The organism is Nocardioides sp., from assembly GCF_047602075.1.
Classification (GTDB): Bacteria; Actinomycetota; Actinomycetes; order Propionibacteriales; family Nocardioidaceae; genus Nocardioides.
In genome coordinates this window covers 1,475,450-1,495,962 of record NZ_JASGIF010000001.1, presented here as the reverse complement: position 1 = coordinate 1,495,962, position 20,513 = coordinate 1,475,450, and the positions used below count along the sequence as shown (strand labels likewise).

At 67.8% G+C, this 20,513-nt stretch carries 23 protein-coding genes and 3 pseudogenes; 20 read left to right on the top strand and 6 right to left on the bottom strand.

The genetic code is table 11. From position 1 onward, the window contains the following. Positions 1-4: 4 nt before the first annotated feature. From QM714_RS07525 to QM714_RS07465, 13 genes and pseudogenes are all read left to right on the top strand, one after another. A complete protein-coding gene (locus tag QM714_RS07525; protein WP_415099097.1) occupies positions 5-1,198 on the top strand; it encodes a glycosyltransferase family 4 protein in 1,194 nt (397 codons plus the stop codon). A gap of 80 nt (positions 1,199-1,278) precedes the next feature. Next, on the top strand, positions 1,279-1,749 hold the full coding sequence (locus tag QM714_RS07520; RefSeq protein WP_415099095.1) for a hypothetical protein: 471 nt from the start codon (positions 1,279-1,281) through the stop codon (positions 1,747-1,749). Positions 1,750-1,779: 30 nt separating this feature from the next. Further along, positions 1,780-2,061: a hypothetical protein gene (locus QM714_RS07515; protein ID WP_415099093.1), complete on the top strand. Its 282-nt coding sequence runs from the start codon at positions 1,780-1,782 to the stop codon at positions 2,059-2,061. A gap of 46 nt (positions 2,062-2,107) precedes the next feature. Continuing rightward, positions 2,108-2,924: pseudogene (gene atpB, locus QM714_RS07510) on the top strand (F0F1 ATP synthase subunit A). 65 nt (positions 2,925-2,989) lie between these two features. After that, the gene (gene atpE, locus QM714_RS07505) at positions 2,990-3,193 is read left to right on the top strand and encodes an ATP synthase F0 subunit C (protein ID WP_324499906.1); all 204 of its coding nucleotides are present in this window, start codon (positions 2,990-2,992) and stop codon (positions 3,191-3,193) included. Positions 3,194-3,219: 26 nt separating this feature from the next. After that, positions 3,220-3,771, top strand: coding sequence for a F0F1 ATP synthase subunit B (locus QM714_RS07500; RefSeq protein ID WP_415099091.1), 552 nt, complete (start codon positions 3,220-3,222; stop codon positions 3,769-3,771). After that, complete coding sequence (locus tag QM714_RS07495; protein ID WP_415099089.1) at positions 3,771-4,586, top strand: F0F1 ATP synthase subunit delta; 816 nt, start codon at positions 3,771-3,773, stop codon at positions 4,584-4,586. The genes QM714_RS07500 and QM714_RS07495 overlap by 1 nt, the downstream gene beginning before the upstream one ends. Before the next feature lie 38 nt (positions 4,587-4,624). Next, complete coding sequence (gene atpA / locus QM714_RS07490; protein ID WP_415099087.1) at positions 4,625-6,265, top strand: F0F1 ATP synthase subunit alpha; 1,641 nt, start codon at positions 4,625-4,627, stop codon at positions 6,263-6,265. 6 nt (positions 6,266-6,271) lie between these two features. Further along, on the top strand, positions 6,272-7,204 hold the full coding sequence (locus QM714_RS07485) for a F0F1 ATP synthase subunit gamma (protein ID WP_415099085.1): 933 nt from the start codon (positions 6,272-6,274) through the stop codon (positions 7,202-7,204). Between the two features lie 7 nt (positions 7,205-7,211). Beyond that, positions 7,212-8,666, top strand: coding sequence for a F0F1 ATP synthase subunit beta (atpD, locus tag QM714_RS07480; protein ID WP_415099084.1), 1,455 nt, complete (start codon positions 7,212-7,214; stop codon positions 8,664-8,666). Then, positions 8,663-9,058, top strand: coding sequence for a F0F1 ATP synthase subunit epsilon (locus QM714_RS07475; RefSeq protein ID WP_415099082.1), 396 nt, complete (start codon positions 8,663-8,665; stop codon positions 9,056-9,058). Before atpD ends, QM714_RS07475 begins: the two co-directional genes overlap by 4 nt. Next, positions 9,055-9,555 carry a DUF2550 domain-containing protein gene (locus QM714_RS07470; RefSeq protein ID WP_415101013.1) on the top strand — a complete coding sequence of 167 codons (501 nt, stop codon included), beginning with the start codon at positions 9,055-9,057 and terminating at the stop codon, positions 9,553-9,555. Before QM714_RS07475 ends, QM714_RS07470 begins: the two co-directional genes overlap by 4 nt. Before the next feature lie 86 nt (positions 9,556-9,641). Then, positions 9,642-10,820 carry an MFS transporter gene (locus QM714_RS07465; protein ID WP_415099080.1) on the top strand — a complete coding sequence of 393 codons (1,179 nt, stop codon included), beginning with the start codon at positions 9,642-9,644 and terminating at the stop codon, positions 10,818-10,820. Positions 10,821-10,830: 10 nt separating this feature from the next. On the opposite strand, the gene QM714_RS07460 is transcribed toward QM714_RS07465, so the two are convergent. After that, positions 10,831-11,403, bottom strand: a complete 573-nt coding sequence (locus QM714_RS07460; RefSeq protein ID WP_415099078.1) for a cob(I)yrinic acid a,c-diamide adenosyltransferase — start codon at positions 11,401-11,403, stop codon at positions 10,831-10,833. Positions 11,404-11,553: 150 nt separating this feature from the next. On the opposite strand from QM714_RS07460, the gene QM714_RS07455 reads away from it, so the two are divergent. From QM714_RS07455 to QM714_RS07435, 5 genes are all read left to right on the top strand, one after another. Then, on the top strand, positions 11,554-11,853 hold the full coding sequence (locus QM714_RS07455) for an STAS domain-containing protein (RefSeq protein WP_415099076.1): 300 nt from the start codon (positions 11,554-11,556) through the stop codon (positions 11,851-11,853). 84 nt (positions 11,854-11,937) lie between these two features. Then, the gene (locus tag QM714_RS07450; protein WP_415099074.1) at positions 11,938-13,971 is read left to right on the top strand and encodes a protein meaA; all 2,034 of its coding nucleotides are present in this window, start codon (positions 11,938-11,940) and stop codon (positions 13,969-13,971) included. 84 nt (positions 13,972-14,055) lie between these two features. After that, positions 14,056-14,232: a hypothetical protein gene (locus QM714_RS07445; protein ID WP_415099072.1), complete on the top strand. Its 177-nt coding sequence runs from the start codon at positions 14,056-14,058 to the stop codon at positions 14,230-14,232. 14 nt (positions 14,233-14,246) lie between these two features. After that, entirely contained in the window at positions 14,247-14,771 is a 525-nt protein-coding gene (locus QM714_RS07440) for a ferritin (RefSeq protein WP_415099070.1), read from the top strand. Positions 14,772-14,787: 16 nt separating this feature from the next. Next, positions 14,788-15,039 carry a hypothetical protein gene (locus tag QM714_RS07435; RefSeq protein ID WP_415099068.1) on the top strand — a complete coding sequence of 84 codons (252 nt, stop codon included), beginning with the start codon at positions 14,788-14,790 and terminating at the stop codon, positions 15,037-15,039. Here QM714_RS07435 and QM714_RS07430 read toward each other — a convergent pair. The 3 genes and pseudogenes from QM714_RS07430 to nucS form a co-directional block, all read right to left on the bottom strand. Beyond that, positions 14,995-15,537 (bottom strand): DUF952 domain-containing protein, encoded by a 543-nt coding sequence (locus QM714_RS07430; RefSeq protein ID WP_415099066.1) that lies wholly within the window; start codon positions 15,535-15,537, stop codon positions 14,995-14,997. The two genes, QM714_RS07435 and QM714_RS07430, sit on opposite strands and share 45 nt — an antisense overlap. A 65-nt stretch (positions 15,538-15,602) precedes the next feature. After that, the gene (locus QM714_RS07425) at positions 15,603-16,169 is read right to left on the bottom strand and encodes a hypothetical protein (protein ID WP_415099064.1); all 567 of its coding nucleotides are present in this window, start codon (positions 16,167-16,169) and stop codon (positions 15,603-15,605) included. Positions 16,170-16,265: 96 nt separating this feature from the next. Continuing rightward, a pseudogene (gene nucS, locus QM714_RS07420) lies at positions 16,266-17,011 on the bottom strand (endonuclease NucS). Between the two features lie 29 nt (positions 17,012-17,040). Between nucS and QM714_RS07415 the strand changes: the two are divergent. After that, positions 17,041-18,855 (top strand): 3-hydroxyacyl-CoA dehydrogenase family protein, encoded by a 1,815-nt coding sequence (locus tag QM714_RS07415; protein WP_415099062.1) that lies wholly within the window; start codon positions 17,041-17,043, stop codon positions 18,853-18,855. Positions 18,856-18,970: 115 nt separating this feature from the next. Here the strand turns inward: QM714_RS07415 and QM714_RS07410 are convergent, their stop codons facing one another. Both QM714_RS07410 and QM714_RS07405 read right to left on the bottom strand, forming a co-directional pair. Then, entirely contained in the window at positions 18,971-19,564 is a 594-nt protein-coding gene (locus QM714_RS07410; RefSeq protein ID WP_415099060.1) for a DinB family protein, read from the bottom strand. Beyond that, entirely contained in the window at positions 19,564-20,151 is a 588-nt protein-coding gene (locus QM714_RS07405; protein WP_415099058.1) for a DinB family protein, read from the bottom strand. The genes QM714_RS07410 and QM714_RS07405 overlap by 1 nt, the downstream gene beginning before the upstream one ends. Positions 20,152-20,212: 61 nt before the next feature. Between QM714_RS07405 and QM714_RS07400 the strand changes: the two are divergent. Next, positions 20,213-20,362: pseudogene (locus QM714_RS07400) on the top strand (helix-turn-helix domain-containing protein); the annotation flags it as partial. Positions 20,363-20,513 lie beyond the last annotated feature (151 nt).

Here is a 20,513-nt window from a genome sequence, read left to right as displayed (position 1 = left end):
CTCAGTGCGCGAGTACGCCCTGGTCTTCCTGGTCGCCGCGGCCGCGACGTACCTCCTCACCGTGATCGCCCGGGAGATCGCGATCCGCACCGGGGCGGTGGCCGCGGTCCGGGACCGAGACGTGCACGACGAGCCGATTCCCTACCTTGGTGGGTTGGCGATGCTGGGCGGGCTGGTCGCGGCGTACTTCGTCGCGCGGGAGCTGCCGTTCCTGTCCCAGAGCAACCCCGACGTCTTCCATGACGCCGGCACCGTGCTCATCGCGGGCGCCATGATCTGTGCGGTCGGTGTCCTCGACGACATCTTCGAGCTCGATGCACTCACCAAGTTCGGCGGCCAGTTGATCGCGGCCGGCTTCTTGGTCTGGCAGGGCATCCAGCTCAGCTTCTTTATCAAGCCCGACGGCGGTCAGTTCAGCCTGCAGACCACGCAGGCGGCGCTGCTCACCGTGTTCATCATCGTGGCGGCGGTCAACGCGGTGAACTTCATGGACGGGCTGGACGGCTTGGCTGCCGGCGTCATCGGCATCGGTGCACTGGCCTTCTTCTTGTTCTGCTATCAGCTCTCCTATCTCAACAAGGTCACCCTGGCCACTACCGGTGCCCTGTTGACGGCGTCGGTCGCGGGCGCCTGCGCCGGATTCCTCCCACATAACGTCCACCCGGCCCGCCTGTTCATGGGCGACAGCGGCTCGATGCTGCTCGGACTCACCCTGGCGGCGTCGGAGTTCACCCTCACCAGCCAGTTTCCCGCCGGCGCGATCAGCAAGGGCGCGATGGGCACCGACGTGAACTGGGTGGTGATGCTGCTGCCACTCGCGCTGCCCTTGGCGATCATGCTGCTGCCGCTGCTGGACCTGGTGCTGGCGGTGGTCCGCCGCACGCGCGCCGGCCGCTCGCCGTTCGCACCCGACAAGCAGCACCTCCACCACCGCATGCTCGAGATCGGCCACTCGCACCGTCGTGCCGTGCTGATCTTGTGGCTGTGGGCTGCGTTGCTCTCCTTCGGTGCGGTGGTGATCAGTCTCTACACCGGTCCGCTGATGTGGACCGGGATCGGCTCGGCCGTCCTGATCACCATCGCGGCGACCTTCATCTTGCCGATCGTGCACCGGCCGAAGGAGCCACCGGCGGATGCCGGACCGGTGATCAGCGAGGTGCCCGAAGGCACCGATTTAGAGCCCCCGCGGACTTGGTGATAACTTTCACGAGCAGTCGCCAGACCCCCTGACCAGGGTCTTTCGCACCCGCCAGCCCACGACAGATCAAGGCCGCCGACATGACGACCGAGACGACGACCCACACCCTTCGGGCGGGTGTGCGCGTGCTCCTCGGATCGGCGGCAGTGGCGCTGATCGTCGGGCTCGGAACGGTCGCCGCGGCCGCTGTCTCGGCCGATGCGTCGGCCGTCCGAGGTGCCGCTGTCGGAGCGGCGACGGCGCTCGGCGTCTTCGCCTTCGGTGCACTCACCGTCGACCTTGTCGCTACGACGATGCCGGCGGCTTCGATGCTGGTGGCCCTGCTCACCTATACCCTCGAGGTGCTCGTCCTCGGCCTGATCTTCTGGCGTCTCGCCGGGTCAGGACTGCTCGACGATGCGCTCTCGGCAGGGTGGCTCGCCGGCGCCGTCATCGTGGTCACCCTCGGCTGGTTGGTCGGTCAGGTGGCGCTCACCGCGCGAGCTCGCATCCCGCTCTACGACCTTGCCTCGGACCGCACTCTCCACCCCTCGGTTGGGGGTGAACGGTGACCCGTGGCTGCTGCTACGCTCCGGAGCGCGATGGCATCCTCGACACCCCCGTCCTCTACCACCGCTCAACAGGGCGACCCCTGGCACGCGGTGGGATATCTGGGGGCCGGAGTGGGGTTCTACGGCGTCGTCGGATGGGCGCTGGACCGGTGGCTCGACACGTCCTTCCTGGTCGTGGTCGGGATCCTCGGTGGCGCGCTGCTGGGGCTCTACCTCACCTGGGTGAGGTTCCGTCCCGGCCTGGCGGAGCCGGAGCCAACCATCGGGGAGCCAGCTGCCGGCGAGCAGATCAGGCGGGAAGCCGACAGATGAGCGAACAGACCAGGCGGGCCCAACAGACGAATTGGGAGAGGCGGGCATGACGGGGATGATCGTGCGAGCGGACAGCTTCACCCCGCCCGGACCCGGTGACTTCAACCTCCCGGCGATCTTCGGTGGCGGCACCTTCGACTTCGGTGGCCAGGAGATGTATCTCGGTGTGACCAAGCCGATGCTCCAGCTGGTTCTCTCCGCCATCTTGGTCTTCGGGTTCTTCTACGCCGCGTCTCGGCATCGCGCGATGGTGCCCGGCAAGCTGCAGTACGTCGGGGAGCAGGCCTACGGATTCGTCCGAAACTCGATGGGCCGCGACCTCATCGGCAGCCACGACTTCATGCGGTTCGTGCCCTACCTCTTCGCGCTCTTCTTCTTCATCTTGCTCAACAACCTCTTCGCGACCATCCCGTTCATCCAGTTCCCGACGCTGTCCCGCTCGGGAATGGTCTACGGCCTGGCCGCGATGAGCTGGATCATCTACAACTGGGTGGGCATCAAGAAGCACGGCTTCGTGGGCTATCTCAAGCTTCCAGTCGGTCCCGAGCGGGATCTCCGGCCCGATGCTGGTGCTCTTGGTGCCGTTGGAGTTCTTGTCGAACATCTTGGTCCGCCCGGTCACGCTGGCCCTCCGTCTGTTCGCCAACATGCTGGCCGGCCACCTGCTGCTGATCCTGTTCGCGCTAGGCGGGGAGTATCTCCTCGTCCACGGCGCCGTCATGGTCAAGCCGGTCGGCATCCTCGCCTGGCTGCTGTTCATCGCCATCGCGTTCTTGGAGATGTTGGTGCAGTTCCTGCAGGCCTACGTCTTCACCTTGCTCAACGCCATGTACATCTCTGGGGCTCTCGCAGACGAGCACTGAGCCCAACGCCCTCCGCGGGCACCAGAGCAGAAAACGACACGCAGTACCAACCGAAAGGAAGAACAATGGACGGCTCGCTCAACATGGTCGGCTACGGTCTGGCGGCCATCGGCCCCGGCGTCGGCATCGGCCTGATCTTCGCGGCCTACATCTCCGGCGTGGCTCGGCAGCCCGAGGCCCAGAGCCGGCTGCAGTCGATCGCCATCTTGGGCTTCGCCCTTGCCGAGGCGCTCGCCATCATCGGTATCGCCCTCGCGTTCGTCCTCTGACGCCCGCCTGACGAAGGACCTGCCCCATGCAGAGTGTCAACATCTTGGCGTCGGAGGAGAAACTCAACCCTCTCATCCCGCACCCGATCGAGATCGTGCTCTCGGTGATCGTGTTCGGGCTGCTCTACTGGGCGGTCCGCAAGTGGGTCGTGCCGAACTTCGAGAAGACCTTCGCCGACCGCACCGCGGCGATCGAGGGTGGTCTGGCTGCGGCCGAGACCAAGCAGGCCGAGGCCGACGCCAAACTCGCCCAGCTCGAGCAGCAGCTGTCCGAGGCCCGTCACGAGGCTGCCCGGATCCGCGAGGAGGCGCGCCAGCAGGGCGCGCAGATCGTCGCGGAGATGCGCGAGCAGGCGCAGTCCGAGGCCAGCCGCATCGTCGAGCACGGCAAGGTGCAGATCGAGGCCGAGCGTCAGCAGGCCATCACCTCACTGCGCGCCGAGGTCGGCACCCTCGCCACCGGACTGGCCGGCCGCATCGTCGGTGAGAGTCTGGACGACGAGGCTCGCCAGAGCCGCGTGGTCGAGCGGTTCCTCGCCGAGCTCGAGGCCGACGGCTCCACGAGTGGGGTCAACTGATGGCCTACCGCGGTGCCTCCGCCGAGGCGTTCACGGTCGTGCGCCGTGTGTTCGACGACGCTGTGGGGTCGACCTCGCTCGACCTCGACAGGCGCGTCGGCGGCGACCTGTTCTCGGTGGCACAGGTGCTGCGCCACGAGCCCGCGCTGCGCCGGGTGGTGACCGACCAGCGGGTCGCCGCGGCGGCGCAGGTCGACCTCGCCCGGCAACTGTTCTCCAGTCGGGTCGACCCCGCCTCGCAGCAGATCATCGAGGCGGCGTTCGGCGAGCGGTGGACCGCCGTACGCGACCTGAGCGACACGCTCGAGCACTTCAGCGTCGTCGCCTCGGTTCGCTCGGCCGGCGACGACAGCGAGCGACTCTCTGACGAGCTCTTCTCACTGACCCAGCTGGTGCGGCACACACCCGACCTGCGAGACGCGCTCGGCGACCCGGTGCGCTCGGTGGAGGACAAGTCCGCACTGCTCGATCGGCTGCTGGCCGACAAGGCACTGCCCGCTACTCTGACGCTCGCCAAGCAGGCGCTGGCCGGCACCTACCGCACCGTGAGCGCGGCGCTGGCGGCCTACCAGAAGGTCGCCGCCGACGAGCACGACAAGAACGCCGCCGTCGTCCGCGTGGCCACGCCGCTGTCCGAGGACGACCGCAGCCGGCTCGGTCGGGCGCTGGCCCGCCAGTACGGCCGTGACGTGCACCTCGACGTGGTCGTCGACCCAGAAGTCGTCGGCGGCATCCGGGTCGAGATCGGCGACGACGTCATCGACGGCACCATCTCCAGCCGTCTCGCAGATGCCCAACGCAAGCTCGCCGGCTGACCGGCGCACCCACACTTCGAACAAGTAAGGATGAGGAAATGACGGAGCTGTCCATCCGTCCCGACGAGATCCGGGACGCGCTCGCGCGCTTCGTGTCGGACTACCAGCCCGACACCGCCACCAAGGAGGAGGTCGGCACGGTCGCCGAGGCCGCCGATGGCATCGCTCGCGTCAGTGGCCTGCCCTCCGCGATGGCCAACGAGCTGCTGGAGTTCGAGGACGGCACGCTCGGCCTCGCGCTCAACCTCGACACCCGTGAGATCGGTGTCGTCGTCCTCGGTGACTTCGAGAAGATCGAAGAGGGCCAGACGGTCCGGCGCACCGGGGAGATCCTCTCCGTGCCGGTCGGCGACGCCTACCTCGGTCGGGTGGTGGACCCGCTCGGTGTCGCCATCGACGGTCTCGGCGACATCGAGACCACCGAGCGGCGCGCGCTGGAGCTCCAGGCGCCGACCGTGGTGCAGCGCCAGTCGGTGCACGAGCCGCTGGCGACCGGCATCAAGGCGATCGACTCGATGACCCCGATCGGTCGCGGCCAACGCCAGCTGATCATCGGTGACCGGGCGACCGGCAAGACCACCATCGCCATCGACACGATCATCAACCAGAAGCAGAACTGGGAGTCCGGCGACCCGACCAAGCAGGTCCGCTGCATCTACGTCGCGATCGGTCAGAAGGGCTCTACGATCGCGTCGGTGCGTGGCGCGCTCGAGGAGGCCGGCGCGCTGGAATACACCACCATCGTGGCGGCGCCCGCCTCCGACTCCGCCGGCTTCAAGTACCTCGCGCCGTACACCGGCTCGGCCATCGGCCAACACTGGATGTACGACAGCAAGCACGTGCTGATCATCTTCGACGACCTCACCAAGCAGGCCGAGGCCTACCGCGCGGTGTCGCTACTGCTGCGCCGTCCTCCCGGCCGTGAGGCCTACCCCGGTGACGTCTTCTACCTACACAGCCGCCTGCTCGAGCGCTGCGCGAAGCTGTCCGACGACATGGGCGCTGGGTCGATGACCGGGCTGCCGATCATCGAGACCAAGGCCAACGACGTCTCGGCGTTCATCCCGACCAACGTCATCTCCATCACCGACGGGCAGATCTTCCTTCAGTCCGACCTGTTCGCCGCCAACCAGCGGCCGGCCATCGACGTCGGCATCTCGGTCTCCCGCGTCGGCGGCGCCGCGATGACCAAGGCGATGCGGAGCGTCACCGGTTCGCTCAAGGTCGACCTCGCGCAGTTCCGCGCGATGGAGGCGTTCGCGATGTTCGCCTCCGACCTCGACGCAGCCTCCCGCCAGCAGTTGGACCGCGGTCAGCGACTGATGGCGCTGCTTCGGCAGCCGCAGTACACGCCGTACCCGGTCGAGGAGATGACGGTGTCGCTGTGGACCGGCACCTCGGGTCGTCTCGACGTGGTGCCGACCGACGACGTGCTGCGCTTCGAGCACGAGTTCCTCGAGTTCCTGCGGCGCTCACACGAGGGGATCCTCGCCGGCATCCGGGAGTCGCTGAAGTTCGGCGACGACGCCGAGGCCGAGCTCGCGGCGGCGTACGACGAGTTCCTCAACCAGTTCGAGACCTCCGACGGCCGGTCGATCAAGGCCGGCAAGGAGGAGCACGAGGCGCTGCCCGCCGAGGAGCTCGAGCAGGAGCAGATCGTCAAGCAGAAGCGGGGCTGACCCTCCATGGCTGTATCGCTGCGTGAGTACCGCGCGCGGATCAAGTCGACGGAGTCGATGAAGAAGATCACGCGGGCGATGGAGCTCATCGCTGCTTCGCGCATCATCAAGGCGCAGCAGCGGGCCCAGGCCGCCGCGCCGTACGCCCGAGAGTTGACGCGGGCGGTGTCGGCGCTGGTGACCTACTCCAACGTCGACCATGCGCTGACCACCGAGCCGGAGAGCCCGGACCGGGCAGCGGTGCTGATCGTCACCTCCGACCGAGGCTTGGCCGGCGCCTACTCCTCTAACGTGCTCAAGGAGGCGGAGCGCCTGATCGAGAAGCTCCGCGCCGAGGGCAAGGCGGTGGACGCCTACGTCACGGGTCGGAAGGGGGAGGCCTACTTCCACTTCCGGCAGCGGCCGGTGACTCAGGCGTGGACCGGCTTCTCGGACCAGCCGACCTACGACGTGGCCGCCGACATCGGCAGCACCCTGATCGCGGCGTTCCTGGCCGGCGAGCAGGAGGACAACGCCACCGAGCAGGCCCCAGCGGTCGACGAGGTGCACGTCGTCTACACCCGGTTCAAGTCGATGCTGAACCAGGAGCCGGCCGCCGTTCGGCTGCTGCCGCTGGAGGTCGTGGAGGGCGAGGAGCCGCCGGAACCCGATGACCTGCTGCCGCTCTACGAGTTCGAGCCGTCGCCGGTAGAGGTGCTCGACACGCTGCTGCCGCGCTACGTGCAGAGCCGGATCTACTTCGCCCTGCTCCAAGCGGCGGCCTCCGAGCTCGCGGCCCGACAGAGCGCGATGAAGTCGGCGACAGACAACGCCGACGAGCTCATCAAGAAGTACACCCGAATCGCCAACCAGGCCCGCCAGGCCGGTATTACCCAGGAAATCAGCGAGATCGTCGGTGGCGTCAACGCCCTTGCCGACGCCCAAGCGGGGAGTGAGTGAGACAGATATGACCGCGACTGTGACAGAGACCATCGAGACCGCTGGTGGCGTTGGCCGGATCGCCCGGGTGATCGGCCCGGTCGTCGACATCGAGTTCCCCGTGGACGCGATGCCGGAGATCTACAACGCCCTCACCTGCGAGTTGACCATCGAGGGCGAGACCAGGGAGATCACCCTCGAGGTCGCCCAGCACATCGGCGACGGCATGGTGCGCGCCATCTCGATGAAGCCGACCGACGGACTGGTCCGGGGCGCCCAGGTCAAGGACACCGGCGACTCGATCACCGTCCCCGTGGGCGACGCGACGCTCGGCCACGTCTTCAACGTGACCGGCGACTGCCTCAACCTCAAGGAGGACGAGAAGTTCGAGGTCAAGGAGCGGTGGGGCATCCACCGCAAGGCCCCGGCCTTCGACCAACTGGAGTCGAAGACCCAGATGTTCGAGACCGGGATCAAGGTCATCGACCTGCTCACCCCCTACGTCCAAGGTGGCAAGATCGGCCTCTTCGGCGGCGCCGGCGTGGGCAAGACGGTGCTCATCCAGGAGATGATCGCCCGAGTCGCCAAGGACCACGGCGGTGTGTCGGTGTTCGCCGGCGTCGGCGAGCGCACCCGTGAAGGTAACGACCTCATCCAGGAGATGGACGAGGCGGGCGTCATCGGCCAGACCGCGCTCGTCTTCGGCCAGATGGACGAGCCGCCGGGCACCCGCCTCCGGGTGGCGCTATCCGCGCTGACCATGGCGGAGTACTTCCGCGACGTCCAAAAGCAGGACGTGCTCCTGTTCATCGACAACATCTTCCGGTTCACCCAGGCCGGCTCGGAGGTCTCCACGCTGCTGGGCCGGATGCCGTCCGCGGTGGGCTACCAGCCCAACCTGGCCGACGAGATGGGTCAGTTGCAGGAGCGGATCACCTCGACGCGCGGCCACTCGATCACCTCGATGCAGGCGATCTACGTGCCCGCGGACGACTACACCGACCCGGCGCCCGCCACCACCTTCGCCCACCTGGACGCCACTACCGAACTGTCGCGTGAGATCGCTTCGCTCGGCATCTACCCGGCGGTGGACCCGCTGACCTCGACCTCGCGGATCCTCGACCCGCAGTACATCGGCGAGGAGCACTACAACGCGGCGATCCGGGTCAAGCAGATCCTGCAGCGCAACAAGGAGCTGCAGGACATCATCGCGATCCTCGGTGTGGACGAGCTCTCCGAAGAGGACAAGACCATCGTTCACCGCGCGCGCCGGATCCAGCGGTTCTTGTCACAGAACACCTACGTCGCCAAGCAGTTCACCGGCATCGAAGGCTCGACGGTTCCCGTGAACGAGACCATCGAGGCGTTCAACAAGATCGCCGACGGGGAGTACGACCACGTCGCCGAGCAGGCGTTCTTCATGTGCGGTGGACTCGAGGACGTCGAGCGGAACTGGAACGAGATCCAGAAGAGCCTGCGATGAGCGACCAGCTCCTTCACGTCGAGGTCGTCTCGGCCGACCGGGTCGTCTGGTCGGGCGAGGCGACCCGTGTGATCGCGCGCACCACCGAGGGCGACGTCGGCATCCTGCCCGACCACGCGCCGATCCTGTCGCTGATGGTGCATGGCGTCGTCGACGTCCTCACCGACGAGGGTGAGACCTGGGTGGCCGCGGTCAGTGACGGGTTCTTGTCGGTTGCCGGCAACCGGGTCTCGATCCTGGCTGAGTTTGCCGAGGCCTCCCACGACATCGACTTGGAGAAGGCGCGCGCCGACCTCGAACGAGCCAAGGCCGCGGGTGAGCACAGCGACCAGGCCATCGAGGTCGTCCGGCTCGCCGAGGCACGCATCCGAGCCGCAGAACAGGCACGCTGACCAGATCTAGCCGACCGAGAGGGGAGACCGGGTTTGCCGGACTGGGCGATCGTGCTCGACTCGATCGGTGTTGTCCTGCTCCTGGTCCTGCTCTATGCGATCTTGCTGGTCATCCGCCGGCGGCTGTTGTCCCGGCACGGGGGCACCTTCGAGCTGGCTTTCGAGCTCGGTCCGGGCGGGCCGAGCACGGCTGGCTGTTGGGCATGGGTCGGTATGCGGGGGACTACCTCGAGTGGTTCCGCATCTTCTCGCTGTCGATCCGTCCGAAGCGCTCGTGGGAGCGCGCCAGCCTGGAGTACGTCGAGCAGCGCCGGCCAGAAGGAGTCGAGGCGCTCTCGCTCTACTCCGACCACGTGGTGGTCACCTGTCAGACCGCCGACGATCGGATCGAGCTGGCGATGAGCCCCGCCTCGCTGCTCGGCTTCCAGGCCTGGTTGGAGGCGATGCCTCCCGGCACCCGTGGGGTCCGGCCGGGAGATGCGCCGGACCTGATCTGACTCGACCGTCCCGGTCGGGTTAGCGTGGTGTCGCGACCCTCTCCTCGATCTCGCTGTCTTCTCCCTGATCTGATCCCACCTCGACGATGACCGGAGCACTCCTGGTGACCGATGTGCTGCGCGCACGCACTGCTGTGCTGCTCACGTTCATGCTGAACGGCTTCGGCTTCGCGTCCTACGCTTCCCGGATCCCCGAGATCCGGTCGAGCCTTGAGCTGACCAACAGCGAACTTGGCTTGTTGCTGCTGACCCTTTCGGCAGGCTCGATGGTCGCGCTGCCGACCACCGGCGTCCTCGTGCATCGGTGGGGGGCGGCATCGGTGGTCCGCGTGGGTGTCCTCCTCGACGCGCTCGGACTGCTGGCCTGCGGTCTAGGCACCGGCTGGCTCGAGTCGGTGCTGGTCACCGGGTTCGCCTTCGTCACCTACGGCGTCGGAGTGGCGCTGTGGGAGGTCGGGATGAACGTGGAGGGCGCCGGCGTGGAGCGGGGGCTCGGGCGCAGCATCATGCCGCGGTTCCACGCCGGTTGGAGCATCGGCAGCGTGGTGGGCGCTGCCTATGCCGCAGTGCTGGTGGCACTCGGCGTTCCCTTGTCGGTGCATCTGGGCTCGGCGGCGCTGGTGGTGCTGCTCGTCGGCACGGCCGCGACCGGACGCTACCTGCCGCGGATCGAGGAGCCCGACGGGCCCGCCCCGAGCCGGTCGATGCTGGCTGCTTGGCTGGAGCCGCGCACCCTGCTGATCGGGCTGATGATGCTCGCCCTCGCGCTGACCGAGGGCGTCGCCAACGACTGGCTGGCCGTCGCGCTGATCGACGGCTACCAGGTGCCACACTGGGTCGGCGTGGCGGGCTTCGGTCTGTTCGTCACCTCGATGACTGCCGGTCGCTTCTTCGGCCCGCTTATCTTGGATCGGCACGGCCGGGTGCCGGTGCTGTGGGTGACCATGGCGGTGGCCGGTTGCGGCGTCCTGCTCATCGTGTTCGGTGGCGCGCTCCCGCTCGTGGTCGTCGGGATCGTCGCCTGGGGACTCGGTGCCTCCCTGGGCTTTCCGGTCGGCGTCAGCGCTGCCTCGGACGATCCGGTCCATGCCGCGGCCCGAGTCAGCGTGGTCACCTCGATCGCCTACACCGCGTTCCTGGCGGGGCCGCCCCTGCTCGGCTTCGTCGGCGACCGGGTGGGCACACTGCATGCCTTGCTGGTCGTCGCGCTCCTGCTCATCCCCTCGGCCATGGTCGTTCCTGCCGCTCGCGAGCGGCGCTCGTGACTCCGCCCTTCTAGCGATCTCCGCCGGGTATCCACAACACGTCGCCCGACTCCTGGTTGGCGTGCCGCGCGAGGATGAACAGCAGGTCGGAGAGCCTGTTGAGATAGGTGATCGCGAGCGGGTTCATGGTGTCCGCATGCTCGGCGTGCGCCGCCCAGGCCGACCGCTCCGCGCGTCGTACGACGGTGCGCGCGACGTGCAGCAGAGCCGCCCCCGGCGTGCCACCGTTGAGCACGAACGAGCGCAGCGGCGCCAGGTCCTCGTTGTAGGTGTCGCACCAGCCCTCCAGCCGGTCGACGTACTCCTGCAGGATCCGCAGCGGCGGGTGCTCGGGCGCCTCGATGACCGGGGTTGCGAAGTCGGCGCCCACGTCGAATAGGTCGTTCTGCACTCGGGTCAGCACGGCGACGACGTCCTCGGCCAGGTCACCCATGGCGAGTGCCACCCCGAGATGGGCGTTGGCCTCGTCGACATCGGCATAGGCAGCCAGCCGAAGATCAGTCTTGCTGGTCTCACTGAAGTCGCCGAGTCGGGTGCAGCCGCCATCGCCGGTGCGGGTGTAGATCCGGGTGAGGTTGACCATGGCAGCGAGCGTAGTGCCCGGCTCACCGGCACGACGTCGAGCCACCGGCTGTCCGGTGCAAACTCGCGGGGCGCTCAACGCAATTGTCTGCTTGTGAAGTGCGTCATAGTGGGTGTGAGAGATCGCTGCTGTCGGGGGACGAGGTGAGCGATGGAGATCAGGATCGACGGTCCGATGCTGGTGTTGCGCGGTGATCTCGACGGGCGCTCGACTCACGAGGTCCGCAACGCGATCTATGGGCTGATCGCCCGCCACCAAGTGGTCGTCATCGACTGCACCGAGGTGACCAGCATCGACCTGACCGCGGTCAAGCTCTTGGTCGTGGCTACTCGTCGCGCCGGTCTGGGCGGCGGACAAGTGGTCTTGCGCGGTTGCGGCCCGACGGTGCGCCGATTCCTCTATCTCTCCCATTTCAGGCGTGCGCTCGAGTTGGAGCCGGTGCCCGCCTGACCGTGGCGTGCTGGTGGGAGTGTTGGATGTCCCACACCTTCGGACTGGTGACCAGCGGGTAGCCTCCGGCCTACCCTCGTCGCCATGACCGAGAACGAGCGGCTGTCGCAGGATCGGCCGCAGAAGGACCGACCGTGGGTGATGCGCACCTACGCTGGCCACTCCACGGCGGCGGCGTCGAACGAGCTCTACCGCACCAACCTGGCCAAGGGGCAGACCGGACTCTCCGTCGCCTTCGATCTGCCTACCCAGACGGGCTACGACCCCGACAGTCCGCTGGCGCACGGCGAGGTGGGCAAGGTCGGCGTACCGATCCCGCATCTTGGCGAGATGAGGCGGCTGTTCGACCAGATCCCGCTCACCGAGATGAACACCTCGATGACGATCAACGCCACCGCGATGTGGCTGCTCGCGCTCTATCAGGTCGCGGCAGAGGAGCAGAACCCCGATCTCGACCCGGCGGAGGTGGCTGCCCAGCTGGCTGGCACGACCCAGAACGACATCATCAAGGAGTATCTCTCCCGCGGCACCTACGTCTTCCCGCCCGAGCACTCGCTGCGGCTGATCAGCGACGTGATCGCCTACACCGTGCGCGCGATGCCGACGTGGAACCCGATCAACATCTGCAGCTATCACCTGCAAGAGGCCGGCGCCACCCCGGTTCAGGAGCTCGCCTACTCGATCTGCACCGCGATCGCGGTGCTCGACCAGGTCAGGGCGTCCGGTCAGGTCGCCGAAGCGGACTTCGGCCAGGTGGTCGGACGCATCTCCTTCTTCGTCAACGCCGGGGTGCGATTCGTCGAGGAGATGTGCAAGATGCGGGCGTTCGTCGAGCTCTGGGATGAGCTGACCCGCGACCGGTATGGGGTTGTCGACGACAAGATGCGGCGCTTCCGCTACGGCGTCCAGGTCAACTCGCTGGGGCTGACCGAGGCCCAGCCGGAGAACAACGTCCAGCGCATCGTGCTGGAGATGCTCGGTGTGACGCTCTCGAAGAACGCCCGCGCCCGCGCCGTGCAACTGCCCGCCTGGAACGAGGCGCTCGGGCTGCCCCGCCCGTGGGATCAGCAGTGGTCGCTGCGCCTGCAGCAGGTGTTGGCCTACGAGTCCGACCTGTTGGAGTACGACGACCTCTTCGACGGCTCGCACGTCGTCGAGGCGAAAGTCGCCGAGTTGGTCGACGGCGCCCGGGCCGAGGTCGACCGTGTTCAGGCGATGGGCGGGGCGATCGCCGCGGTGGACTCCGGTTACATGAAGGGCGAGCTGGTCGCCGCGCACGCCGCGCGGCGGGCCCGGATCGAGTCGGGCGAGGAGAAGGTGGTCGGTGTGAACGTGTTCACCACGACCGAGCCGTCGCCGTTGACCGCCGACCTCGACGCCGCCATCCAGACTGTCGATCGGGCCGCCGAGCAGGCTGCGATCGAGTCCGTCCGGGCGTGGAAGGAGCAGCGCGACGATGCGGCTGTGGCCGAGGCGCTGGCCCGACTCGGCGAGGACGCCAAGTCCGAGGTCAACCTGATGGAGTCCACCCTGGCCTGTGCCCGCGCCGGGGCGACCACGGGGGAGTGGGCGGCGACCCTGCGGGAGGTGTTCGGCGAGTTCCGGGCGCCGACCGGGGTCGGCGGTGCGGTGGGCGTCGCCGAGGCGGGCGCCGACCTCGCCGCGGTGCGGGAGCGCGTGCGTTCCACGGGTGCCGAGCTGGGCACTCGGCTGCGGCTGCTGGTCGGCAAGCCCGGCCTGGACGGCCACTCCAACGGCGCCGAGCAGGTCGCCGTGCGTGCCCGAGACGCCGGCTTCGAGGTCATCTATCAGGGCATCCGGCTCACCCCGGAGCAGATCGTCGCTGCCGCCGTCGCCGAGGACGTCCACTGTGTCGGCCTGTCCATCCTCTCCGGGTCGCACATGGAGCTGGTGCCGGCGGTGCTCGAGGGTTTGCGCCGGGCCGGCCTGACCGACGTACCCGTGATCGTCGGCGGCATCATCCCCGAGTCCGACGGCCGGGAGCTGCGGTCGCTGGGCGTCGCCGCGGTCTACACCCCCAAGGACTTCGGCCTCACCGAGATCATGGGCGGCATCGTCGAGGTGATCCGAGCCGCGCACGGGCTCACCGCCGAGTAGCCCTCCGTCGAGGAGGCAGCCGTCGAGGGGCCCGCCGCGGTCGGCGAGGGTAAGGCAAGCCTCACCTTCGTGTACCATCCTCGTGTGGCCAAGGTGGCGAAGCTTCCGAAGAAGAAGTGCTGCGTGTCCAAGACGCGCTGCGGCCGCTGCCCGATCCGCATGCTGAAGGAGGGCACCCTCCCCGAGGGGTATACGGTCAAGAAGCGCAAGCTCGTCAAGACCGGTGCCGGAAAGAAGTCCGGCCGCAAGAAAGCCGCCTGAGGAAGGACCCACCCTTGCCCGCAGCCCGCTTCGTCGACCAGCTCAACGTCCAGATCGGCAACGAGCTCTCCGCACACAACCAATACCTCTCCTGCGCGGTCTACTACGACGCGCTGACGATGCCGCAGATGGCTGCCTTCTTCTACAGCCAGGCGCTGGAGGAGCGCGGGCACGCGCTGATGATGGTGCAGTACCTCGTCGACACCGACACCGACGTGGTCATCCCCGGGGTCGAGGCACCCCAGTCGTCGTTCGCCGACGTGGTCGAGCCGGTCCAGTTGGCACTCGACCAGGAGAAGCGGGTCACCGAGCAGATCAACACCCTGCTCCGGATCGCCCGCGAGGAGTCCGACTTCGCCTCCGAGCAGTTCATGCAGTGGTTCATCAAGGAGCAGGTCGAAGAGGTTGCCACGATGACCGACCTGCTCGCCGTCGTCACCCGCAACGCCGACGATGTCGAGGACATCGAGGAGTACGTCCTCCGTGAGCAGTCCGCCGGCGACACCGACCCCACCGCTCCGAAGCAGGCCGGCGCCTAGCTCAGAAGTAGCCCCTATGGGCGGAGCCTCCAACAAGCTCATCGACCACCACACCGTGGAGGGCACCGGCGGCAAGACCTATGCCCAACTGGACCGCGACGACCCGGCGCGCGAGACGGCGACGACCGGATCCTTCCTGCAGGCCCCGCTGTTCACCTCGGTGCTGTCCTTCGGGGTGTGTCTGATGGCCATCGGCGTCGGTGCCGTGCTCTTCTTCGTCGGTCTAGCGTTGCGCAAGCTCATCCCGGCCACGGCTCCGCCGGCGTAGCACCCACCAGAACACCGCGGCGCCGACCGCGAGGCCGAGCAGGGCGCCGATCAGGCCGCCCAACTCGGGACTCAGTTGGTGACCGATGGTCGAGCCGATCACCGAGAGCGTCATGGCGGCCAACGCCAGACCGATCCGCAGCAGCATCTCGGAGAGGAAGGCCTTGGTGAACGGCTCCGGTCGTCCGCGCCGATCGAGTGGTTCCACGCTGATGACTGCCGAGGTGTTCAGCGGGCCGTAGATATGCGGGAACGACTGATCGCCAACGGGGTCTTCTCGCCACGGTGCGCTCAACTTGTCGGTATCGATGGTCAGCAGCACCAACGGCTCCCGGACGGGGCGGTAGAAGGCCTCGAAGGCGGCCGAGACCTGCTCCCGGCGGGAAGCGTGGATGAATCCCTCCTCGGCCAGACTCCGGCCCAGCGTCGAGGTGGCGTACGTCGTCGTACGGCGCGCTTCGGCCCAGTCCGCCGCCGTCGCAATGTGGTAGATGCGCATTGCTGGCGATGGTGTCACAGGTCGCCGAGTCGCCGGAGAGCGTCTGTCGCCGACCCGCACGCTGTTCAGGAAGGCTCCGGCAGGCGCCGGACCACCTCGTTGAGGGTGCTCTCGATTCGGTCGAACCGGCGGGTGTGCTGGTCCAAGGTGGCGTTGACTTTGGTGAGCGAGTTCTCGACCTGGTCGAGGCGGCGGGTGTGCTGGTCCAAGGTGGCGTTGACTTTGGTGAGCGAGTTCTCGACCTGGTCGAGGCGGCGGGTGTGCTGGTCCAAGGTGGCGTTGACTTTGGTGAGCGAGTTCTCGACCTGGTCGAGGCGGCGGGTGTGCTCGTCTTGGGTGGTGGTGAGCGTGGCGAGGGTCTTCTGCATGCCCTCGAAGCGGCGGGTGTGTTCGCCTTGGGTGGTGGTGAGCGTGGCGAGGGTCTTCTGCATGCCCTCGAAGCGGCGGGTGTGCTCGTCTTGGGTGGTGGTGAGCGTGGCGAGGGTCTTCTGCATGCCCTCGAAGCGGCGGGTGTGCTCGCCTTGGGTGGACCTGACCTCGGTGATGAGCTCGTAGATCGACTCTGTGTCGTTCTCCAGCCGATCCACGCGGCGGCTCAGGCCGCGGCGACTCAGGTTGGGATCGCTCGTCATGCCTGCCACCGTATGCCGGGCCAGCGAGAACCGCCAGCGCGCAGCGAGGACCTGTGGACAGCGCCCGAAGACCCGTCCACCTGCTGGCTGAACAGCTCAGAACAGACGTTCCGTCGGGTCGTCGAGCCCGCGGAGGGCGTCGTAGTCCACGACGGCGCATACGATGCCGCGATCCTCGGCGAGGACACGGGCCTGGGGCTTGATCTCCTGCGCGGCAAAGATGCCGCGCACGGCGCCCTTGCCGGTCAGCAGGGGGTCGCGGTTGAGCAGCTCGAGGTAGCGGGTGAGCTGCTCCACGCCGTCGATCTCCCCGCGTCGCTTGATCTCGACTGCAACGGAGTGGCCGGAGGCGTCGCGGCACATCAGGTCGACCGGGCCAATGGCGGTGGGGTACTCCCGGCGTACTAACGTCAGCCCGTCGGCAAGTGTGGCCGGGTGCTCGGCGAGGAGCCTTGGAGGTGCTTCTCGACGCCGTCCTTCTGCAGACCGGGGTCGGCGCCGAGCTCGTGGAGGGAGTCGTGGTGGATCTCCTCGATCAGGATCCGCAGGGTGTCGTCCGGGCCCTTGCCCGAGCCACGGCTGGTCACCGTCCACTCGACCTGGCCGTCCTCGGTGCTGCCCTCGTGCAGGATGCACGGCGGTGACATCCAGTTCAGCGGCTTGTAGGAGCCACCGTCGGAGTGCACGAGCACCGAGCCGTCGGCCTTGATCATCAACACCCGGGTGGCCATCGGTAGGTGGGCGGTCAGCCGGCCGGCATAGTCGACCTGGCAGCGCGCGACGACGAGTCTCACGGGGAGGCAATCTACCTGCGGTCGGTGGTGAAATGCCTCACGGCACAGCTCCCGGTCCGCGTGGCATGATGCCCGCCATGACCACCCTCCAGGAGAGCTCGGCCGCGCCGTCTGGGCGCACCGTCAGCACGGTCGGCGTCGTCGGCCTCGGCACCATGGGCGCCGGCATCGCCGAGGTGTTCGCCCGCAACGGGTATGCCGTCATCGGCGTCGAGCAGAACAACGAGGGTGTCGAGCGTGGCCGCCAACACCTTCAGCACTCCACCGAGCGTGCGGTCAAGCGCGGCAAGCTGACCGAAGACGAGCAGGCTGCCCTGCTTGGTCGGATCCGGCTCACCACCGACATGGCCGAGCTGGCCGAGGCCGACGTCGTGGTGGAAGCTGTGGTGGAGTCGCTGGAGCTCAAGAAGGAGATCTTCCGCCGCCTCGACGAAGTGGTGAAGCCCGACACCATCTTGGCGACGAACACCTCGTCGCTGTCGGTGACCGAGATCTCCACGGCCAACTCCCGGCCCGGCCGGATCGTCGGAGTGCACTTCTTCAACCCCGCGCCGGTGCAGAACCTGGTCGAGGTGGTGCGCACCGTGGTCACCGAGCCGGAGGTGCTTGCTGAGGTCGAGTCCTTGATCACGGCGCTCGGCAAGAGCCCGGTCATCTGCGGCGACAAGGCGGGCTTCATCGCCAACACCCTGCTCTTCGGCTACCTCAACCACGCCGTCGCGATGTACGAAGGCCGGTATGCCAGCCGCGAGGACATCGATGCCGCGATGCGGCTGGGCTGCGGCTACCCGATGGGTCCGCTCGCGCTGCTCGACCTGATCGGTCTCGACACGGCGTACGAGATTCTCGACACGATGTACCGCCAGGGCCGCGACCGACTGCACGCACCCGCCCCGATCCTGAAGCAGATGGTGACCGCGGGCCTGCTCGGTCGGAAGTCTGGCCGGGGCTTCTACACCTACGAGGGGCCGGACAGTTCGGTCGTCGTGCCCGACCACCTGACGCCGTCGGCCGACGACGCGCCCCGGCTCAAGCGTGAGATCAATCGGGTCGGCGTGGTCGGCACGGGCACGATGGCGTCCGGCATCATCGAGGTGTTCGCCAAGGCGGGGTACGACGTCACCTACGTGGGCCGCTCCCAGGCCAAGGTCGACGGGGTTCGGGCGAGCATCGAGCGCTCCGTGGACAAGGCCATCGGCCGCGGCAAGATGGACGCCGCCGACAAGGACGCAGTGCTGGCCAGGCTGCACGGCTCGAGCTCCCTGGATGAGCTGAAGGACGCCGACCTCGTGGTCGAGGCGATCGCGGAGGACCTGCAGGTCAAGAGCACGCTGTTCGCCAACCTCGACGACATCTGCAAGCCAGGCGTGATCTTGGCGACGACGACGTCGTCGCTGCCGATCATCGCCCTCGCTCAGGCGACCTTGCGCCCGCAGGACGTGGTCGGGATGCACTTCTTCAACCCGGCGCCCGTCATGCGCCTGGTCGAGGTGGTCTCCACTGTGGCGACCGACGACGACGTGGCCGAGACGACTCGGGCGCTGTGCGCCGCGATCGGCAAGCATGCGGTCTCCTGTGGCGACCGGGCGGGCTTCATCGTCAACGCGCTGCTCTTCCCCTACCTCAACGACGCGGTCAAGATGCTCGAGGCGCACTACGCCTCCGCCGACGAGATCGACACGGCCATGAAGTTGGGCTGTGCGCTGCCGATGGGTCCCTTCGAGCTGCTCGATGTCGTGGGCAACGACGTCTCGCTGGCGATCCAGCGTGAGCTCTACCTGGAGTTCCGTGAGCCCGGCTTCGCCCCCGCCCCCCTCCTAGAGCACCTGGTCACCGCCGGCTACCTCGGCCGCAAGACCCAACGCGGCTTCCGCGACTACCGCACCGCCTAGCCCATCTCCCGCGGTGCTGTGGTGGCTGAGGACCCGAAATCCAGGGCACTTTGCCATCACAAGACCGCGGCAGACGACACAAGACCGCGGCAGACGCCGACCCGGGCAGCCAAACTCAGCCTTCGGCGCGCTGCCAGGGGGTTAGCCAGGGCGTGGCCGGCATCTCCTCCCGAGCGGCGACCAGGGCATACATCGTGGCGCCGTCGACGCCCTCGCGGATGATGTCGGCGTGGCCGGCGTGGCGGGCGAGCTCCTCGAGCAGGTGGAACCAGACCCAGCGGACGTTCCAGGCCTCGACGTCTTGGGGAAACCAGGGCGCCTGCGGCACCGGCACCGATGTGTCCAGGTCGAGGTCGCGGACGGCGTGGAGCACGGTGGCGCTGACCTCGTCGAAGGCGGCGATGGCGGCATCGACGGTGTCGCCCTCCAGCCAGCTGAACTCGGCGGCGTAGTCCGCCATCTGCTGCTCCTGGCTCCGCGCGTCGACAGGTCGCTCCGGAGCGGCCACAGCGGACGCAAGCCAGCTGCGCTGAACGCCGGCGCCGGGCTTGACCAGGGTGCCGACCGTGAGCGTGCTCGCCGCACCTTGACGGCCGGCCTCGGCGTCGGTGAGACCGAAGATCGCGGCTCGGAACGCGTCTTGCTGCTGGGCCAGGAAGCCGGCGATGGCGTCCTGCTCGGTCGGTGCAAGTGGGGCATGGAAGGGCATCAGGACTCCTCGACAGTGCGGCTGAGCGGGCGGTGGGCGTAGAGGTCGCGGAGCAGGGCGAGCTCCGCCCCGTGATGGATCAGCTCACGGTTGATGTGCAGCACGAGGGTGGCCATCGACTCCTCGGCGTAGGGACCCTCGGCGGGGCCGCACGGCTGGGCGAGACCCTCCTCGCCGAGCGCCTCGACACCGGCCAGCCAGATGGCGACCTGCTCATCGAGCTGCGCGAGCGCCTGGGCGGCGGTGCCGGCGTAGTCCCAGGACTCGTAGTCGGCAGGCGGGGCGTCGAAGTGTCCGGCGTTCCGGATGGCGAGGCAGCCGACGATGATGTGGCCCAGCCGCCAGGCGATGGTGGTGACGGGCGGCGGCACGGGCTTCGGCATCGCGAAGTCGATGACGAAGGCGCCGGATCCGGCCTGAACCGACGCCTTCGACTGGCCGCGAGGATGCACGTTCCAGCAGTCGGCCACGGGCTCCCAGAAGTACTCCTCGTCGGTGAGGCCGTCCAGCCGGGGCCGCAGCTGGTGCTGCCAGTGCCAGGTGAACTGCACGCGGACTTGGGCGTTCCAGTCGATGTGGAGAGTCATGCCACCAGTCTGGCAGTCATATAGGACTGATTCTGTCCGCTATATGCGCGAGGATGGTGCGATGGCTGAGACCACCCAGCGTCTGCTCACCCTGCTCGGACTGCTCCAGTCCCGACCGGTGTGGACCGGGCCGGAGCTGGCCGACCGGCTCGAGGTGACGACGCGGAGCATTCGACGCGACATCCAGCGGCTGCGCGACCTGGGCTATCCGCAATGCCGCGCAGTTAGCGATGTGACTGGTGTGGCGAGTGTGGCGTCGGCGTGTCGTCGGGTAGAGCAACAGAACTCCTCGATAGGCAGGGGATGTCCTGACAAGACGCCCTGCTACCGATGGAGTTCTGTTGCGTTCTCAGTCTGTCACG

Bases quoted from the DNA above. Each gene is read 5' to 3' on its own strand.
- QM714_RS07485 (WP_415099085.1), top strand. From the start codon at position 6,272: ATGGCTGTATCGCTGCGTGAGTACCGCGCGCGGATCAAGTCGACGGAG.
- QM714_RS07455 (WP_415099076.1), top strand. From the start codon at position 11,554: ATGGAGATCAGGATCGACGGTCCGATGCTGGTGTTGCGCGGTGATCTC.
- QM714_RS07405 (WP_415099058.1), bottom strand. From the start codon at position 20,151: ATGACTCTCCACATCGACTGGAACGCCCAAGTCCGCGTGCAGTTCACC.
- atpE (WP_324499906.1), top strand. From the start codon at position 2,990: ATGGACGGCTCGCTCAACATGGTCGGCTACGGTCTGGCGGCCATCGGC.
- QM714_RS07425 (WP_415099064.1), bottom strand. From the start codon at position 16,169: ATGACGAGCGATCCCAACCTGAGTCGCCGCGGCCTGAGCCGCCGCGTG.
- QM714_RS07475 (WP_415099082.1), top strand. From the start codon at position 8,663: ATGAGCGACCAGCTCCTTCACGTCGAGGTCGTCTCGGCCGACCGGGTC.
- QM714_RS07465 (WP_415099080.1), top strand. From the start codon at position 9,642: ATGACCGGAGCACTCCTGGTGACCGATGTGCTGCGCGCACGCACTGCT.
- QM714_RS07450 (WP_415099074.1), top strand. From the start codon at position 11,938: ATGACCGAGAACGAGCGGCTGTCGCAGGATCGGCCGCAGAAGGACCGA.
- QM714_RS07500 (WP_415099091.1), top strand. From the start codon at position 3,220: ATGCAGAGTGTCAACATCTTGGCGTCGGAGGAGAAACTCAACCCTCTC.
- QM714_RS07495 (WP_415099089.1), top strand. From the start codon at position 3,771: ATGGCCTACCGCGGTGCCTCCGCCGAGGCGTTCACGGTCGTGCGCCGT.
- QM714_RS07515 (WP_415099093.1), top strand. From the start codon at position 1,780: ATGGCATCCTCGACACCCCCGTCCTCTACCACCGCTCAACAGGGCGAC.
- QM714_RS07430 (WP_415099066.1), bottom strand. From the start codon at position 15,537: ATGCGCATCTACCACATTGCGACGGCGGCGGACTGGGCCGAAGCGCGC.
- QM714_RS07520 (WP_415099095.1), top strand. From the start codon at position 1,279: ATGACGACCGAGACGACGACCCACACCCTTCGGGCGGGTGTGCGCGTG.
- atpA (WP_415099087.1), top strand. From the start codon at position 4,625: ATGACGGAGCTGTCCATCCGTCCCGACGAGATCCGGGACGCGCTCGCG.
- QM714_RS07410 (WP_415099060.1), bottom strand. From the start codon at position 19,564: ATGCCCTTCCATGCCCCACTTGCACCGACCGAGCAGGACGCCATCGCC.
- QM714_RS07435 (WP_415099068.1), top strand. From the start codon at position 14,788: ATGGGCGGAGCCTCCAACAAGCTCATCGACCACCACACCGTGGAGGGC.
- QM714_RS07460 (WP_415099078.1), bottom strand. From the start codon at position 11,403: ATGGTCAACCTCACCCGGATCTACACCCGCACCGGCGATGGCGGCTGC.
- atpD (WP_415099084.1), top strand. From the start codon at position 7,212: ATGACCGCGACTGTGACAGAGACCATCGAGACCGCTGGTGGCGTTGGC.
- QM714_RS07415 (WP_415099062.1), top strand. From the start codon at position 17,041: ATGACCACCCTCCAGGAGAGCTCGGCCGCGCCGTCTGGGCGCACCGTC.